18 protein-coding genes are annotated in these 15,224 nt (G+C 37.7%); 16 read left to right on the plus strand and 2 right to left on the minus strand.

The annotated features are described in order from the left end of the window. Positions 1 to 111: 111 nt before the first annotated feature. The 5 genes from MHB75_RS14580 (at position 112) to abc-f (ending at position 5,095) form a co-directional block, all read left to right on the plus strand. Complete coding sequence (locus MHB75_RS14580; protein ID WP_068456042.1) at positions 112 to 951, plus strand: lipoate--protein ligase family protein; 840 nt, start codon at positions 112 to 114, stop codon at positions 949 to 951. A 68-nt stretch (positions 952 to 1,019) separates the two neighbouring features. Then, positions 1,020 to 1,295: a DUF1450 domain-containing protein gene (locus MHB75_RS14585; RefSeq protein ID WP_068456039.1), complete on the plus strand. Its 276-nt coding sequence runs from the start codon at positions 1,020 to 1,022 to the stop codon at positions 1,293 to 1,295. 133 nt (positions 1,296 to 1,428) lie between these two features. Further along, positions 1,429 to 2,718, plus strand: coding sequence for an HD domain-containing protein (locus MHB75_RS14590; RefSeq protein ID WP_087680848.1), 1,290 nt, complete (start codon positions 1,429 to 1,431; stop codon positions 2,716 to 2,718). 14 nt (positions 2,719 to 2,732) lie between these two features. Next, positions 2,733 to 3,227 (plus strand): YwgA family protein, encoded by a 495-nt coding sequence (locus tag MHB75_RS14595; protein WP_340998753.1) that lies wholly within the window; start codon positions 2,733 to 2,735, stop codon positions 3,225 to 3,227. A 272-nt stretch (positions 3,228 to 3,499) separates the two neighbouring features. Continuing rightward, positions 3,500 to 5,095, plus strand: coding sequence for a ribosomal protection-like ABC-F family protein (abc-f, locus tag MHB75_RS14600; protein ID WP_340998755.1), 1,596 nt, complete (start codon positions 3,500 to 3,502; stop codon positions 5,093 to 5,095). Between the two features lie 51 nt (positions 5,096 to 5,146). On the opposite strand, the gene MHB75_RS14605 is transcribed toward abc-f, so the two are convergent. Beyond that, positions 5,147 to 5,332: a 2-hydroxymuconate tautomerase gene (locus tag MHB75_RS14605; RefSeq protein WP_068456025.1), complete on the minus strand. Its 186-nt coding sequence runs from the start codon at positions 5,330 to 5,332 to the stop codon at positions 5,147 to 5,149. Positions 5,333 to 5,399: 67 nt separating this feature from the next. On the opposite strand from MHB75_RS14605, the gene MHB75_RS14610 reads away from it, so the two are divergent. After that, on the plus strand, positions 5,400 to 5,921 hold the full coding sequence (locus MHB75_RS14610) for a YwhD family protein (RefSeq protein WP_340998758.1): 522 nt from the start codon (positions 5,400 to 5,402) through the stop codon (positions 5,919 to 5,921). Positions 5,922 to 6,189: 268 nt separating this feature from the next. Then, positions 6,190 to 6,378, plus strand: a complete 189-nt coding sequence (locus MHB75_RS14615; protein WP_340998761.1) for a hypothetical protein — start codon at positions 6,190 to 6,192, stop codon at positions 6,376 to 6,378. A gap of 42 nt (positions 6,379 to 6,420) precedes the next feature. On the opposite strand, the gene MHB75_RS14620 is transcribed toward MHB75_RS14615, so the two are convergent. Continuing rightward, positions 6,421 to 7,470, minus strand: coding sequence for a diguanylate cyclase (locus MHB75_RS14620; RefSeq protein ID WP_340998763.1), 1,050 nt, complete (start codon positions 7,468 to 7,470; stop codon positions 6,421 to 6,423). A gap of 256 nt (positions 7,471 to 7,726) precedes the next feature. Here MHB75_RS14620 and MHB75_RS14625 point away from each other — a divergent pair, with 256 nt between their 5' ends. From MHB75_RS14625 to MHB75_RS14665, 9 genes are all read left to right on the plus strand, one after another. After that, positions 7,727 to 8,170: a DUF1934 domain-containing protein gene (locus tag MHB75_RS14625; protein WP_340998765.1), complete on the plus strand. Its 444-nt coding sequence runs from the start codon at positions 7,727 to 7,729 to the stop codon at positions 8,168 to 8,170. After that, on the plus strand, positions 8,167 to 9,834 hold the full coding sequence (gene argS / locus MHB75_RS14630; RefSeq protein WP_340998767.1) for an arginine--tRNA ligase: 1,668 nt from the start codon (positions 8,167 to 8,169) through the stop codon (positions 9,832 to 9,834). The genes MHB75_RS14625 and argS overlap by 4 nt, the downstream gene beginning before the upstream one ends. A 443-nt stretch (positions 9,835 to 10,277) precedes the next feature. Then, a complete protein-coding gene (locus MHB75_RS14635) occupies positions 10,278 to 10,955 on the plus strand; it encodes an adenosylcobinamide amidohydrolase (RefSeq protein ID WP_141274985.1) in 678 nt (225 codons plus the stop codon). Further along, entirely contained in the window at positions 10,952 to 11,926 is a 975-nt protein-coding gene (gene cbiB, locus MHB75_RS14640; RefSeq protein WP_445667028.1) for an adenosylcobinamide-phosphate synthase CbiB, read from the plus strand. Before MHB75_RS14635 ends, cbiB begins: the two co-directional genes overlap by 4 nt. After that, positions 11,904 to 12,989 (plus strand): pyridoxal phosphate-dependent aminotransferase, encoded by a 1,086-nt coding sequence (locus MHB75_RS14645; RefSeq protein ID WP_340998768.1) that lies wholly within the window; start codon positions 11,904 to 11,906, stop codon positions 12,987 to 12,989. Before cbiB ends, MHB75_RS14645 begins: the two co-directional genes overlap by 23 nt. Next, entirely contained in the window at positions 12,962 to 13,540 is a 579-nt protein-coding gene (locus tag MHB75_RS14650) for a bifunctional adenosylcobinamide kinase/adenosylcobinamide-phosphate guanylyltransferase (RefSeq protein ID WP_340998770.1), read from the plus strand. Before MHB75_RS14645 ends, MHB75_RS14650 begins: the two co-directional genes overlap by 28 nt. After that, a complete protein-coding gene (cobS, locus tag MHB75_RS14655) occupies positions 13,541 to 14,305 on the plus strand; it encodes an adenosylcobinamide-GDP ribazoletransferase (protein ID WP_340998772.1) in 765 nt (254 codons plus the stop codon). Then, entirely contained in the window at positions 14,278 to 14,871 is a 594-nt protein-coding gene (locus MHB75_RS14660; protein ID WP_340998775.1) for a histidine phosphatase family protein, read from the plus strand. Before cobS ends, MHB75_RS14660 begins: the two co-directional genes overlap by 28 nt. Continuing rightward, complete coding sequence (locus MHB75_RS14665; protein ID WP_340998777.1) at positions 14,823 to 15,224, plus strand: hypothetical protein; 402 nt, start codon at positions 14,823 to 14,825, stop codon at positions 15,222 to 15,224. The genes MHB75_RS14660 and MHB75_RS14665 overlap by 49 nt, the downstream gene beginning before the upstream one ends.

Raw genomic sequence — 15,224 nt, forward strand, 5'->3', positions numbered from 1 at the left:
CATGCAGAAAAATGAAAAAATAGATTTTTGCGAAAACCACTTTTCACTCCTTTTTCGTCGTTTTTCAATCTATGTTAAACTGTAAGAAAAAAAGATGTAGGAGTTACGTATATGAAAGATTATTTAACGCAACCTGTTTGGCGTTTATGGGATCAATCAACAAGTGGCTTAACACAATCACCACTTGAATCATTTGCGGCGGATGATACGCTCTGTCACCTAGTTGGGCAAGGAATGAGTGCTCCGACGATTCGTACATGGGTACATGATGCTTCCGTTGTTCTCGGTATTCAAGATCATCGACTTCCGTTTGTACAAGCTGGAATGGATTTGTTAGAGGAAAAAGGATATAAACCGATTGTGCGAAATTCTGGTGGACTGGCAGTTGTACTTGATCCAGGTGTTCTTAATATTTCGATTGTGCTATCAGAAGAAAACGAAAAAATCGATATTAATACAGCTTACGAAGTGATGGTGTCGCTTATTCGGGCGTTATTCCCACAAGCAGCCGAACGTATCGAAGCATATGAAATTGTCGGTTCATATTGTCCGGGTACATATGATTTGAGTATTGACGGTAAAAAGTTTGCAGGTATTTCACAACGTCGTTTACGTCAAGGAATTGCGGTGCAAATTTATTTATCAATTGAAGGAAGTGGCTCAGAGCGCGCAAAACTTATTCGTTCATTTTACGAAGTCGCTTTACAACATGAACCAACAAAATTTCAATATCCAGAAGTGAAACCAGAAGTCATGGCTTCCTTATCTGAATTATTAGAGGAAGAATTAACAGTTTCACAAACTGTTCAAAATCTACAGCAACTACTTTATGAAAAGTCGGAACAACTGTTAATGGGTGGCTTACAAGCCGAAGAATTAGAACATTATCAATTCTATTTACAGCGCGTATTTGAGCGTAATCAGAAGATGTTGGCAAGAAATGACGGTTGATTCTTTTGTGAAAAGTCGATACACTTAGCGATAGTGAAATTTTGAAATAAGAAGGGACTGTCGGCACTATGGCAAACGAATTTCGAGTTTGTGACGAATGTCAAGCAGTGAATCTCAAGACATTAATTCCGAAGTTGAAAGCAATCGATCCTGATGCAGAAATCGATATCAAATGCCATTCTTATTGTGGTCCTGGTTTACGAAAAACTTTTACCTTTGTTAATAATCGTCCATGCGCTGCACATACGGAAGATGAGTTAATTCCAAAGGTAATCAAAAAGTTAAAATCACAAAAAAGATTACCAGAAGGTTTTGTAGAACCAGAAGACATGAAAGAATCATAAATTGCGTGTTTAATGCACGAAGGATAGAAAAAGGAGAAATCGCGCTTTATGTGATTTCTCCTTTTCTCTCGAAATAGTTGGTGTTCGTTTTCAAATTCGATACAATAAAGGAAAGAAATGTTGGAGGTGTAAAATGGCATACGCAACACAAAAGTTAGCAGAAGAAAAAGTATTTAAAGACCCTGTTCATCGCTACATACATGTGCAAGACCAAGTGATTTGGGATTTAATCGCAACGAAAGAATTTCAACGCTTACGCCGTATTCGACAACTCGGTACGACGTATTTAGTATTCCACGGGGCAGAACATAGTCGTTTTAGTCATTCTCTCGGTGTTTACGAAATCGTTCGTCGCATGGTCGATGATGTTTTTGCGAACCGTCCGGAATGGAACAAAAGAGAACGTCTTGTAGCTCTTTGTGCAGGTTTACTACACGATTTAGGTCATGGTCCTTTTTCGCATGCTTTTGAACATGTTTTCGATTTAGATCATGAATATTTTACACGTGCCATCATTTTAGGGAATACAGAAGTTAATGAAGTGCTTCGTCGCGTCTCAAAAGACTTTCCAAAGAAAGTATCTGAAGTGATTGAAAAAACCTATCACAATAAACAAGTGGTAAGTCTTATTTCAAGTCAAATTGATGCAGACCGCATGGATTACTTACAGCGCGATGCGTACTTTACAGGTGTGAGTTACGGTCATTTTGATATGGAACGCATTTTACGTGTCATGCGACCTCAACCCGATCAAATTGTGATCAAATCAACAGGTATGCATGCAATTGAAGACTATATTATGAGTCGTTATCAGATGTATTGGCAAGTGTACTTCCATCCAGTATCACGCAGTGCAGAAGTCATTTTGAGAAAGACATTGGAACGTGCAAAAGAATTATATCACGCAGGCTATACATTTAAGCATGACATCGCGCACTTCCATAGCTTTTTTGAAAATGATGTCCAATTAGATGCCTATATTGCGATGGATGAAAGTATTATTTTAGCTTACTTCCAGTTTTGGATGAGTGAAGAAGATGCAATTTTAAGCGACTTAAGTCAACGCTTTTTAAATCGAAAATTATTTAAATTCGTAGAAGTCGATCCATCAAAAGATTGGGAAAAGCTCATTCGCTTGGAAAAGCTATTTGACCAAGCAGGAATTGATCCAAACTATTATTTAGTGATGGACTCGTCATCTGACTTACCTTACGACTTCTATCGTCCGGGTGAAGAAGGAGAACGACTACCGATTTATCTTCAAATGCCAAACAAAGAATTAAGTGAATTATCACGTTCATCGGATATTGTCGATGCAATCTCAGGTAAACGTCGAACAGATCATAAATTATATTATCCAAAAGATTTACTACACGAAGAACATCCATTACATGAACAAATTATTGAAATCATGCACGCTTAGAAAGGAGACTCCTATTGCTACAAGATCACGCGAAAATCGTACAGTTTGTGTCGCTTGCTGGGGAAGTTACGGGGAGAAAGAAGTTACAAAAGATGATTTTTATTGCGAAGAAGATGGATTTCGCATTTCAAGAAAAGTATAACTTCCATATTTATGGACCGTATTCAGAAGAATTAACGGTGCGTATGGAGGAATTATGTAACTTAGGTTTTATGACGGAGAGAAAAGAAGATAAGGGATCTTATGTGCAGTATTGTTATGCACCGACAGAAAAAGGTCGTGAGTTTGCAACGATTGTAGAAACACATGATACACGCCTAGCCGAAATCGTTCAGCAAATGAATGGTAAAAGTTCGCGCTTTTTAGAGTTGGTTGCGACACTACTTTATTTTGATGATTTACAACCAGAAGAACAAATTGAAAAGGTGAATGTGGTCAAAGCAAAGTTGCATTTTACAATAGAAGAATTTGAGGCTGCCTTCCAGTTTATTCAACAACTGCAATCATAAATAATTGATTTTAATAAATTGAATATGCTATATTTTAGATAGATTCTTGAACGAAAGGAATGAGGATGGCCGATGAAGTAATCTTATTTTTTACACGCGAAGTGAAAGAAACTTTGTATAAAAAATAGGATTAGTCTGTCCATATTCCATTTATTTTATAAAAATAACCCGTTTTTTCGGTATGTTTTTTAGACTAATCCTTCCAAAAATTTTTGGAGGGATTTTTTAATAGAAGAATATAAAAGGTCCCTCTGTAGTAGGAGGAATTTAGCATGACTGAATTATGTAAATGTCACAATCTTTCATATGAAGAAATTTTGACGGATATGAATGTATCTGTAAAAGTAGGCGCTCGTATAGGAATTACAGGAATTAATGGAGCAGGAAAGTCTACATTGTTAAAGTTATTAGCCAACCAAATTCAGCCAACAACTGGACACATTGAGTGGTTTCGAAAAGCGTCTACTTTTTTGGTAGAGCAAGAAAAGGAAGATTTCAATCGAGAGATTCCAAGAGGGCTAACAGCTATATGGCAAGTCCCAGAACGTCCCTACGCATTATTAAGTGGTGGTGAAAAATTAAAAATCCGTTTAGCAGAAGCTTTTGCTGAAAAACCACAATTATTACTACTAGATGAACCGACAAATCATTTAGATCAAGAAGCACTCCAATTTTTAAAGAAACAATTAAAAAAATATCGAGGAACAGTTATTTTTGTATCACATAACCGTACTTTTTTAAATGAAGTAGCTACAGAAATTTGGCATATTGAAGACAAAAAAGTAATAGCTTATAAGGGGAATTACGAGGCTTATCGTACACAATATGAAGCGCATCGACTACATCAACAAAGAGAATATGAAAAACAGCAACAAGAAATCGTACGCATCGAACAACAGATGTCGAAGATTACATCATGGAGTGAACAGGCACATGCTGATTCGACGAAACACGAATTCGCTAAAGAATTTTACCGAGTAAAAGCGAAAAGAATGGATGCGCAAGTAAAGTCCAAACAAAAAAGATTAGAAAAAGAATTACGTAAACATCAATTAGACCAACTTAAAAAAGAACATCAAGTTCATTTCGAATTTCAAAGTACACATTCAACAGGTAAACATTTAATCGAATTAAAACATGTTTTTAAAACATTTGATAAGAAGGTTATTTTAGAAGATGTGAACTTAACGATTAATTACGGAGAACGTATTGCGTTGAGTGGTAAAAATGGTGCTGGAAAAACAACATTTTTACAAATGTTACTTGGAAAAGAGCATTATGAAGGTGAAATCTGGCTTTCACCTGCTGCCAAGATAGGCTATCTCACACAACAAGTATTCGATCTTCCTGAGGAAAGTACACCAAGTGAACTATTTGAGCAAACGACATTTGAACAACGTGGTTTAGTTCAAACATTAATGATTCATCTTGGATTTACAAATGAACAATGGAATGAACCAATTGCATTGATGAGCATGGGCGAACGAGTGAAATGCAAATTAATGCAACTCGTTTTAGATGAAAACAATGTACTCATCTTGGATGAACCGACGAACCATCTTGATTTAGAATCGCGTGAACAACTGGAAAAAGTACTAGAGGAGTACGATGGAACGTTAATCGTTGTTTCGCATGATTCGTATTTTGTTGAAAAAATAACAACACGCAAGTTAATCATCGAAAATCAACGGATGGTGACACCAACAGTTGTCATAGAAACACCTGTAGAAAAAGAACGTATGCAGCTGGAAACACGACTACAAGAAGTTCTTGGTAAGTTAAGCTTTCTAACGCCAAAAGATGCACAATATGAAGTGCTAGACGAAGAATTTAATGAAATAACAAAACGATTGCAACAATTGAGGTAAATAAAAAGAGGCTCTAGTAAGAATACTAAAGTCTCTTTCCGATTATTCACACTATTTATCAGATGCGCGTACGCCGCCTGTTGCATAATGTTCTTTCTTCATTTCTTCGATGATGATTGATACGTTCTCTTTTGGTGCATTCACTGTTTCTGAAACAGCTGTTGTTACCTGTTCTACTAGGTTACGTTTTTGCTCGTCTGTACGACCTTCAATCATTTTAATTGTTACGATAGGCATAAATCATTCTCCTTCGGTATAATATAGTGTATATTCGTAATGATAACAGAACGGAGGCAGATAGCGAATGGAAAATGAAAAAAAAGAAACGAAAAAAATGGAATTTACGATTATTAAAAATAATCCAACGGACGGCCATAAAGGATTTGGCATTGGTTCGCTTTCATTAGAGAATGTATCACCACTATTTATTGATGTACAAGAAAAGACAGCAGAAGTGGATATCGGTGGTATGCACGCACGAAGCGCAGTTGAGCGTGGTGTAAAATTTACAACGAATCGTGAAGATTCAGAGGGTGGTAAACCATACTGGCTTGTATGGATAACAATTGACCAAAAACCAGAAGGTGGCTACTATGCAGGTGTAACAGCTTGTGAAATGGTTGTAAACAAAGAAAAACGTCGCGGCTATAAAATTTTAGCTGACCACGTAAATAAAATGGATAAGTCGATGAAACGTCATATTATTGTCGATCATATGGACGAAGAATCCAAACGTGTTTTACATGATTATTTAAAAGGATTTGATGAAGGTATGTGGAGTCGTTCAGAGCCTGCATTACATGAAGCATTACCATTTAAAAACTAATTAAATGAACAATATGTGAATAATCACATATGGCAAAATAACATGGTTGTATATCCATTCGAAAGGAAGTACACTTGATGTAAGGCTTGTTTTTGCAAGCTAAGACATTGAATGAGATTGCAGTGAGCAGGATGAGGCAGATGAACCCAAAACCCAAGCCATTTGCTTCATCATACTTAAGCGATTTCAAATGAATAGGGCTTTCGTGATTATGGAACTAACGGACTCCGTATGAACGAAGCCCTTTTCTTTTATTGAGGAGGATTTTATGGCAGCACCTAAAAAAGGGAAAATTCCGAATCCGATTACAGGAGCCATTTTTTTTATTGTGGTTCTCGTTGTTTTATTTAAAACGCAAGGTGAACTTGAATTATGGCAAGGCATTTTATTAATCATTGTGCTAACGGTTGTATATGTATTACTAACGATGCTATTTCCTAAAAAAGAACAAAAGTAAAACAACCCGTATGATGAGTTAAACATCATACGGGTTGTTTAGTTAAAGATTTTGTTTTTTTAAAGCACTTTGTTTTTCATGACAAACTTGATTCAAGTGAACAACATGCGAGCGGCCGAGTACACTTGCTGCATTCATCGCCTCATCTACTGCATTTGTTAATTCTTTCACTGTTTCGCCATTATCGGGGTAAGAAGCTACACCAATAGATACGGACAGTTGAACACTTTCACCATTTGATATCATAAAAGGCTCATCTCGAATCATAAGCATAAGTTCTGTAGCGTAATGAACACCAACAGCAGGAGCAGCATCGTAACACAGAAGTGAAAATTCTTCTCCACTAATACGTGCAGGAAAGGCAAGATGTGTTTTTGAAAAACTTTTAAGTCGTTCTGCTAGTTCACGTAATAATTCATCCCCTGCTTCATGACCGTAGCGTAAGTTTAGCATTTTAAATTGATCGATATCAATGAGTAATAGTGAAAAAGGTTGTTGAGTTTTAATTGCACGTTCAAGCATATTATCAAACTTACGATTATTCGGTAAATTTGTTGTGTAATCTGTTTCAGATAATTTTTCAATGACACGAATTCGTTCAAATTGGCGTTTGAATAATTTTAAAACAAAGTAAATTAAATAAAAGCCTGTTACATTCATAATTACAAAAATAATTGAAACGAATAATGGATTTTTATAACCTTCTAAGAAAAACAATAAAATCGCTGTGACAATCGTTTGAATCGCTAAATAAAAATGGCTATTTTTATAATTAATTGGTTTTTTAAATGATAAAAAGAAGAAAATAAAACCAAGTACAATCGTTGTTCCACCAGCCATAAAGCTTGTTGGATTTACTTCAAAAAAGAACATACGAAAGAAGCCAACGAGTATAGAAGATAGCAGAATAGCAGCAGGTCCACCCAATAATCCAGAAATTAAAATACTAATATTACGTGTATCAACAAAAATATTTTTTTCAAAATTAATGGCTGTTTGCATTAATACTAATGAAATTCCTGTTGCGACAACGCCGATAATGAAAGGGCGTAAATCTGAAAAGTCTGGTCGTTTCTCGTGATAATATTCCAAGACAAAATACGAGAAAATGATGAAGGTAAACATTACGGAAAGATTGATAATTATATCTAAAGTCATTGTCGTACCCCTATTATATAATAATTAGTATCCATTATAGCATTACTTCGAACCAAAAAATAAAATCGATTTGATAAATATTTGGAAATTCGTATATTCATAATGAAATCAATGATTCATACCTTGAAATCTAGTGAGAAAATAACCTATAATAAAAAGGTTATAGAATAAAAAGCGGAGGTGTGGATGTATGGCACAACCACCAACTGCACCAGTCAAGCTGAAACTGATTACAACGATCATGCATAAAGGTCAAAAACCCGAAAAGATTGAACTGTGGTCAACCGGTACAATCATGCGAAAGCGTGACCAGGTGTATTTACAATACGAAGAAATTCTTGAAGACAAGAAGATGAAAACGACATTACGCTTTGGCGAAAACGATGCCATTATTATGCGCAATGGCGATATAAAGATGCGTTTACCATTTACGTTACACGCATTGCAACGAGGTCACTATGAAGCAGCATTTGGAATAATGCCTATCATGACTTTAACCAAGAAAATGGCATTCGACGAAGCGGAAGATGGCTCAAATAGTGGACGATTTTTTGTACATTATGAGCTATTGGCAGGCGATGAATCTGTCGGTGAGTATGTATTAGAACTTAAGTATACGGAGGGAACAGAATGAACGCAGTAGAACAGGCACAACAAGCGGTCAAAGAGGCTTTTTTAAACGCTATTAAAAAAGCAGAATTAGTAGAAGAACCAGAGGCATTAAATATTCACTTAGAAACCCCTAAAAATAAAGAAAATGGTGACTATGCAACAAACATTGCGATGCAATTAACAAAAATTGCACGTAAAGCACCACGTATAATCGCTGAAGCTATCGTAGAAAACTTAGATCAAGCATCAGCAAACATTGAAAAAGCTGAAATCGCAGGTCCTGGTTTCATCAATATCACATTAGCAAAAGATTACTTAACAAAAGTAGTACCAACTGTTTTAGAGCAAGGTGATGCATATGGTCGCTCAAATGCTGGTAATGCGCAAAAAGTACAAGTAGAGTTCGTATCAGCAAACCCAACAGGCGATTTACACTTAGGTCACGCACGCGGCGCATCAGTTGGTGACTCATTATGTAACGTATTTGATTTTGCAGGTTATGATGTATCACGTGAATACTACATCAACGATGCAGGTAATCAAATTACAAAATTAGCGTCATCTCTTGAAGCACGTTACCGCCAAGCACTAGGTCTTGAAGCAGAGGTGCCTGCAGATGGTTATCATGGTAAAGACATCATTATCATTGCAGAAGAATTATCAAAAGAGTTCGGCCCAGAGATTTTAGAAAAATCACCAGAAGAACGTTATGAATTCTTCCGTACACATGGTTTAAAGCATGAGTTTGGTAAAATACAAAAAGACTTAAAAGATTTCCGCGTTGAATTCGACGTATGGTTCTCGGAAACGTCACTTTATCAAGATGGCAAAGTAGAAGTAGCAATCGATAAATTAAAAGAAAATGGTCACGTATTTGAAGAAGACGGTGCAATTTGGTTCCGTTCAACAACATTCGGTGATGATAAAGACCGCGTTCTTGTAAAATCAGACGGATCTTACACATATTTAACACCAGATATCGCATACCATGAAGATAAATTACAACGTGGTTTCGATCAGTTAATCAATATTTGGGGCGCTGACCACCACGGTTACATTCCACGTATGAAAGCTGCGATTGAGGCACTTGGATATGACCGCGATAAATTAGAAGTAGAAGTCATCCAAATGGTAAATCTACTACGTAATGGTGAAAAAGTAAAAATGTCAAAACGTACAGGTAACGCTGTGACATTACGTGAGTTAGTAGAAGAAGTAGGTTTAGATGCGGTACGTTACAACTTTGCGATGCGTGCTGGCGATACACACTTAGACTTCGATTTAGATTTAGCCATTAAACAATCGAATGAAAACCCTGTGTACTATGCACAATACGCACACGCACGTATCTGCTCAATCTTACGTCAAGCTGAAGAAAAAGGCCTTAAACCTTCTACAGATGGTTTAGATACTTTATCAACTGAAAAAGATATCGAAGTACTGAAAAAAGTGGGTGATTTCCCACAAGTAGTAGCGGATGCAGCAAAAGCACGCGCGCCACACCGTATTACAAACTATATTCAAGAGTTAGCAGCCACATTCCACAGCTTCTACAATGCTGAAAAAGTATTAGATGCTGACCAACCAGAACGCTCAGCAGCACGTCTTGCGTTAATTACAGCTGTTGCACAAACACTGAAAAACGCATTAAAATTAGTAGGCGTAGCAGCACCAGAAAAAATGTAATCTTTTATATGAAGCAAAAAAGAACCGCGATGATGCGGTTCTTTTTTTGTATTTGAAAGGGACAAATCCGCGCGCGAAAGGGAAACATCGCCATTGAAAGGGACAAATCCGCGCGCGAAAGGGAATCGGTGCCATTGAAAGGGACAAATCCGCGCGCGAAAGGGAAACATCGCCTCCGAAAGGGACAAATCCGCGCGCGAAAGGGAAACATCGCCATTGAAAGGGACAAATCCGCGCGCGAAAGGGAATCCCCGCCGTTGAAAGGGACAAATCCGCGCGCGAAAGGGAAACATCATCATTCGAAAATCCGAATATAAAACTTCTTTTTATATAAAAGTGAAAAAGGTCTTTTGTTTTGCATACTTTTTTAGCATATAATTTAAAAGAGCTTTAAAATTATTTGATTTTTCAAGCAATATATTGAGAGAGGAACGACTTATGTTATGACTATTTCTAAAGAACAGATTCAGATTCGTCCCTCCTATGTTGTGTTCGAATCGAATCAACCGTTGAAAATTCTCTCATCTGCTTTACATAATGCAGGTTTTGGATGGTATAACACATGTATGAATCGTGCAGTAGATGCTAATTATATGTGTGAAGATGCACATACAGAAATGAAGGAATACATTGAAAAACAGGGGTTTCAACCAGATCAAACAGTAGCGATGATGACAGCAGTAGCAGCTAGATATGCCATCATTCGAGAATTTGAAGCAGATGCTATTCATGTGGTCATTATGGTGACAGCTGGTGTCGGTAATGCAGTAGATGTGTCAAAATCCTATTTAAGAAAACCTTTTTACGAAGTAGGGACGATTAATATTTGGGCGTTCATTGATGCGACATTAACAGAAGAAGCTTTTGTACAAGCGATGATGACTGCTACAGAAGCAAAGGTAAAAGCACTCGCAGATGAAAAAATTACAGACCGTATATCGAATACCATTGCGACAGGTACATCAACAGATAGCATTCTAATTGGGGCAACACAACAAGGAACAAATCAAAACTATGCAGGGACCGTTACGCCAGTTGGTCGTATTTTAGGAAGAGGCGTATATGAAACGGTTGTAGATGCTTTACACGATTACAAGCGTGCAAAGGGGATGATGGAATGATAATCGTTTTACATATAATTTCGTGTACACTAGCATTCTGGTTGGACCGTCTAGTTGGCGACCCACCTAAACTTCCCCATCCGATTATCTGGATTGGGAATTGGATTTCCTTTGCGACGAAAAAGTGGAATCATGGGAAACAGCGCATCGCAAAAGGCTTCATGCTAACACTCTCCACACTCTTATTAACCGGAAGCATTGTGTTTGCTCTTAGCTATGTAGCGTATCAAATTCATTGGGGTGTCTATCTAATCGTTCAAACGATATTCATGACAATTGCATTAGCGCAAAAGTCATTAAAACAAGCAGCACTTGATGTTTATACGCCACTTCTTTCAGGTGATTTAGTCGAAGCACGTAAAAAGTTATCGTGGATTGTTGGTCGTGATACAGAGCTTTTAGATGAAGCGAATATTACGCGTGGTGTGATTGAAACGGTATCTGAAAATACGAGTGACGGGATTACAGCACCGCTATTTTACGGTTTTCTATTCGGTGCGACAGGAATGTGGATGTATAAAGCAATCAATACACTCGACTCAATGGTAGGCTATCGAAATGAACGATTTGCGCAGTTTGGCTATTGTTCTGCGAAGTTAGATGACATTGTCAATTGGCTACCAAGCCGTATCACAGGATTTCTCATCGTCACTTGTACAAATAATGAAACGAGTTATACATATCGCGAGCGACTACAAGCATGGCTACAAGATGCGAAAAAGCACCCAAGTCCGAATAGTGGTTATTTAGAGGCGGCAACTGCATATCAATTTGGCATTCAACTAGGTGGCCTAAACTACTATGAAGGCGTTGCTTCACATCGTGCAGAGATGGGGTACTCTACGAAACCATTACAAGCGCAAGATATTCAAAAAACGATTCGACAAATGCAGCAAGCGAGTATCTGCTTTTGGCTACTTTGTTCGATTTTAGGAGGTGTCATCTACTATGCTACCCAGTCATGGAGCTAATCCACATAAACTATTTCAACAACTTGGGATCCCACAACCTGAACACATGATTGATTTAAGTGAAAATGTGAATGTAGCGGGGATTCCACAATCTATCCGAAATTCATGGACTGAATATGTCCGAGTTGTGGAGAAGTATCCTGATCCACAGGGAGAACCTTTTTTAAGTGCGATAGCGAACAAGCATCACATATCAAAAGAATGTGTACTTGTAGGTAATGGTGCAGCCGAGCTATTCACTTTTTTAGCGATGTTTTTAGCGAAGCAACGTGTCATTCTCGTTCATCCAACCTTTTCAGAGTATGAAGCTACTTTATCTGTACATAAAGCACAATTGATTCATGTAGAAGTTGAAGATGTATGTACATGGTCTTTACCAATGGAACAAATTCAACAAGAGATGAAGCAGGCGAAGGCAATCTATCTCTGTACACCGAATAATCCAACAGGTGTATTACCACCACAAGAACAGCTTCAGACGATTATGGAATGGGGAGAACAATTCAACTGCTACGTCATTTTAGACGAAGCGTTTATGGATTGGTTAGAACCAGAGCCAACGATGATTCCATGCAGAGAGCAATTTTTGCATACAATCATTGTCCGTTCGATGACGAAAATGTATGGATTAGCAGGTATTCGATTGGGTTATCTGGTTGCGCAGCCACAATTGATTCAAAAATTGGCTTCTTATGCATCACATTGGCATGTGAATGGCTTAGCCACAACGATTGGAACACAGTGTTTGCAAGAGGAAGAATATCGTAAGCAGACAATCACCACTACAATCGAACAGCGTGAAAAATGGCGTCAATACTTAAAAAATCAAGGTTGTGTCGTTGCTAATAGTCAGACGAACTACCTCTGTTTTCAATTACCAAATCCACAGCAAACCAAGCAGTTTTATCGCTACTTTTTAGAAAAGGGCATCGTATTCCGTCATACTGAAAATTATCGCGTACTACAAGGTGAGTGGCTTCGCATGGGTTTGAAAACAGCTGAGGAAATGAAAATCGTAGAACAGGAGATGACGCAGTGGTTTCAACAAACAGCCATTTTATAACAGGTGGTGTTCGAAGTGGTAAAAGTGCATTTGCAGAACAACTTGTTCGACAAACTGCACAACAGACGAATCGAAAGATGTATTATATCGCTTCAGGTGTTGCATTCGATGATGAGATGAAGCAGCGCATTGCATGGCATCAAGCAGACCGAACATCACTAAAATGGACGACTATTGAACAGCCGACGCATTTTGCGACACTCGTAAATCGAATTCCAAAAGATGCAGTTGTATTATGGGATTGTGTCACGACATGGCTGACGAATGAGATGTATGTACAGTTGGATGACGAATCCATGCAGTGGCAACATGTAGAGTGTTTTCAACAGCGAGTAGAAGAAGCGAAAGCATGGTGTCGCCATATGAACGAACAGCACATTCCCTTTTTCATTGTATCGAATGAAGTGCTTGATGAGAGTAAATACGAGAGTGAAGAAGTGGAATTTTATCGAAAGCAAATCGGTCTGTTTCATCAATGGCTTGTGTCATTTTGTGATGTAGCAATTGAGGTGGATTATGGCATTCCTCACTACTGGAAAGGAGGAAAGTAGATGACAGGATTTTTACTCGCAGTTCAGTTCTTTTCAGTCATTCCCGTCAATAAGGAACTTCCGATGACAAAACGTCATGTGACAACGATGTTTAGTATGCTTCCTTTTGTTGGAGCATGTATGGGTGCCATCATGTACGGTGTCTATCAATTGCTGATGCATTATACGAATTGGTCGTCTCTATTAATCGCGTTTTTAGTCATTTTAACGGGTTTGATTTTAACAGGTGGACTACATTTAGATGGTTTTGTCGATACGAGTGATGCATATTTTTCATATCGTGATCGAGAAAAACGTCATGCGATTTTAGACGATCCACGTATCGGTGCATTCGGTGCAATGGCACTCGTGATTTTCTTAGCAGCTAAAGTTCTATTCTTTGCACAACTCGTAGCGACAGATGCTATCTCTATCTATTGGTTTTTATTCATTCCCTTTTTAGCACGCTTAGGAATGGCATGCTACCTCGTTCAAACACCGACAAATAAAGAAACAGGACTTGGCGCCTTTTTTAAGTCACATATTTTAATGAAGCCATTTATTTATACGATTTTTGGTAGTTTACTAGTCGTAGCAATTCTGGTCGGAATATTTACACAGGCATGGTTAATTGTCGCTGTGTTTGTCCTTTTTGTGTTAGGCATGTCACGTCTTTACCGTAGTTGGACAATCAAACATTTTGGCGGTAGTTCAGGTGACTTATACGGTGCTTTCATCGAAGGAATGGAGTTGATGTTATGGATTCTACTTTTACTCTTACATTAGCGCGCCATGCAAAAACACAGGGGAATGTGGAGAGAAAATATGTGGGATGGACGGATGAAGGAATTGTGGAAAAACAACTTCCCATCATCGATTCAACTGTACAAATTGTCTACGGTAGCGATTTAAAGCGCTGTGAACAAACAGTCAAGCAGTATTATCCGCAAGCTACTTTTCAAGGGATTCCTGCTTTTCGCGAAACGAATTTCGGTGATTTTGAAATGAAAACGTATGAAGATTTAAAAGAAGATGAAGTATATCGTGCATGGATTGATGATCCACTTCAAGTCACACCGCCTAACGGAGAGAGCTTTCAGCAATTTCAACAGCGTGTAGAAATGGGCATCTCTGAAATAACTGAAGCAGAGAAATGTGCGATGGTCTTACATGGTGGCACGATTCGTATGCTCCTTATGAAATATGCGCCCGAGCCATCTGGATTTTGGGATTGGGCGATTTCACATGATGAAATCTATGAACTCACCTTCACATCTTTTCAGGACTTTAAGGAGGGAAAGCGATGCATGTCATTATCGGTGGTGCATATAACGGAAAAAGAAAATATATAGCAAAACAATTAGAAGGGCAAGCAGTTGATTGGTGTAATGATTTACAACACAGTAATATAGAAAATGAACATGCTGAAATACTTGTTATTACTGATTTAGAGAAGCAAATTGAACCTTTTCTAAATGAACCTGAAAAAGAAGTAGCGGAAACTTTTTTTAACAAAATTGTAAAAAATGGTTTTAAATACAAATCAATCTATGTCATTATAGAAGACATTGGTAGAGGTGTCGTTCCAATTTTTTCTGAAAAAAGAAAATTACGCGATGTTTTAGGTAGGTTATATCAACTTTTGTTTGCAGAAAGTCAAACAATTACACGAATTTGGTATGGAATTCCACAAAAGATTAAATAG

Source organism: Kurthia sp. FSL E2-0154, assembly GCF_038003625.1.
GTDB classification, from domain to species: domain Bacteria; phylum Bacillota; class Bacilli; order Bacillales_A; family Planococcaceae; genus Kurthia; species Kurthia gibsonii.

Coding starts and splice junctions, on each gene's coding strand:
- MHB75_RS14610 (WP_340998758.1), top strand. CDS start 5,400: ATGGAAAATGAAAAAAAAGAAACGAAAAAAATGGAATTTACGATTATT.
- cbiB (WP_445667028.1), top strand. CDS start 10,952: ATGATAATCGTTTTACATATAATTTCGTGTACACTAGCATTCTGGTTG.
- MHB75_RS14605 (WP_068456025.1), bottom strand. CDS start 5,332: ATGCCTATCGTAACAATTAAAATGATTGAAGGTCGTACAGACGAGCAA.
- cobS (WP_340998772.1), top strand. CDS start 13,541: ATGACAGGATTTTTACTCGCAGTTCAGTTCTTTTCAGTCATTCCCGTC.
- MHB75_RS14645 (WP_340998768.1), top strand. CDS start 11,904: ATGCTACCCAGTCATGGAGCTAATCCACATAAACTATTTCAACAACTT.
- MHB75_RS14590 (WP_087680848.1), top strand. CDS start 1,429: ATGGCATACGCAACACAAAAGTTAGCAGAAGAAAAAGTATTTAAAGAC.
- MHB75_RS14585 (WP_068456039.1), top strand. CDS start 1,020: ATGGCAAACGAATTTCGAGTTTGTGACGAATGTCAAGCAGTGAATCTC.
- MHB75_RS14580 (WP_068456042.1), top strand. CDS start 112: ATGAAAGATTATTTAACGCAACCTGTTTGGCGTTTATGGGATCAATCA.
- MHB75_RS14665 (WP_340998777.1), top strand. CDS start 14,823: ATGCATGTCATTATCGGTGGTGCATATAACGGAAAAAGAAAATATATA.
- abc-f (WP_340998755.1), top strand. CDS start 3,500: ATGACTGAATTATGTAAATGTCACAATCTTTCATATGAAGAAATTTTG.
- MHB75_RS14635 (WP_141274985.1), top strand. CDS start 10,278: ATGACTATTTCTAAAGAACAGATTCAGATTCGTCCCTCCTATGTTGTG.
- MHB75_RS14615 (WP_340998761.1), top strand. CDS start 6,190: ATGGCAGCACCTAAAAAAGGGAAAATTCCGAATCCGATTACAGGAGCC.
- MHB75_RS14660 (WP_340998775.1), top strand. CDS start 14,278: ATGGATTCTACTTTTACTCTTACATTAGCGCGCCATGCAAAAACACAG.
- MHB75_RS14625 (WP_340998765.1), top strand. CDS start 7,727: ATGGCACAACCACCAACTGCACCAGTCAAGCTGAAACTGATTACAACG.
- argS (WP_340998767.1), top strand. CDS start 8,167: ATGAACGCAGTAGAACAGGCACAACAAGCGGTCAAAGAGGCTTTTTTA.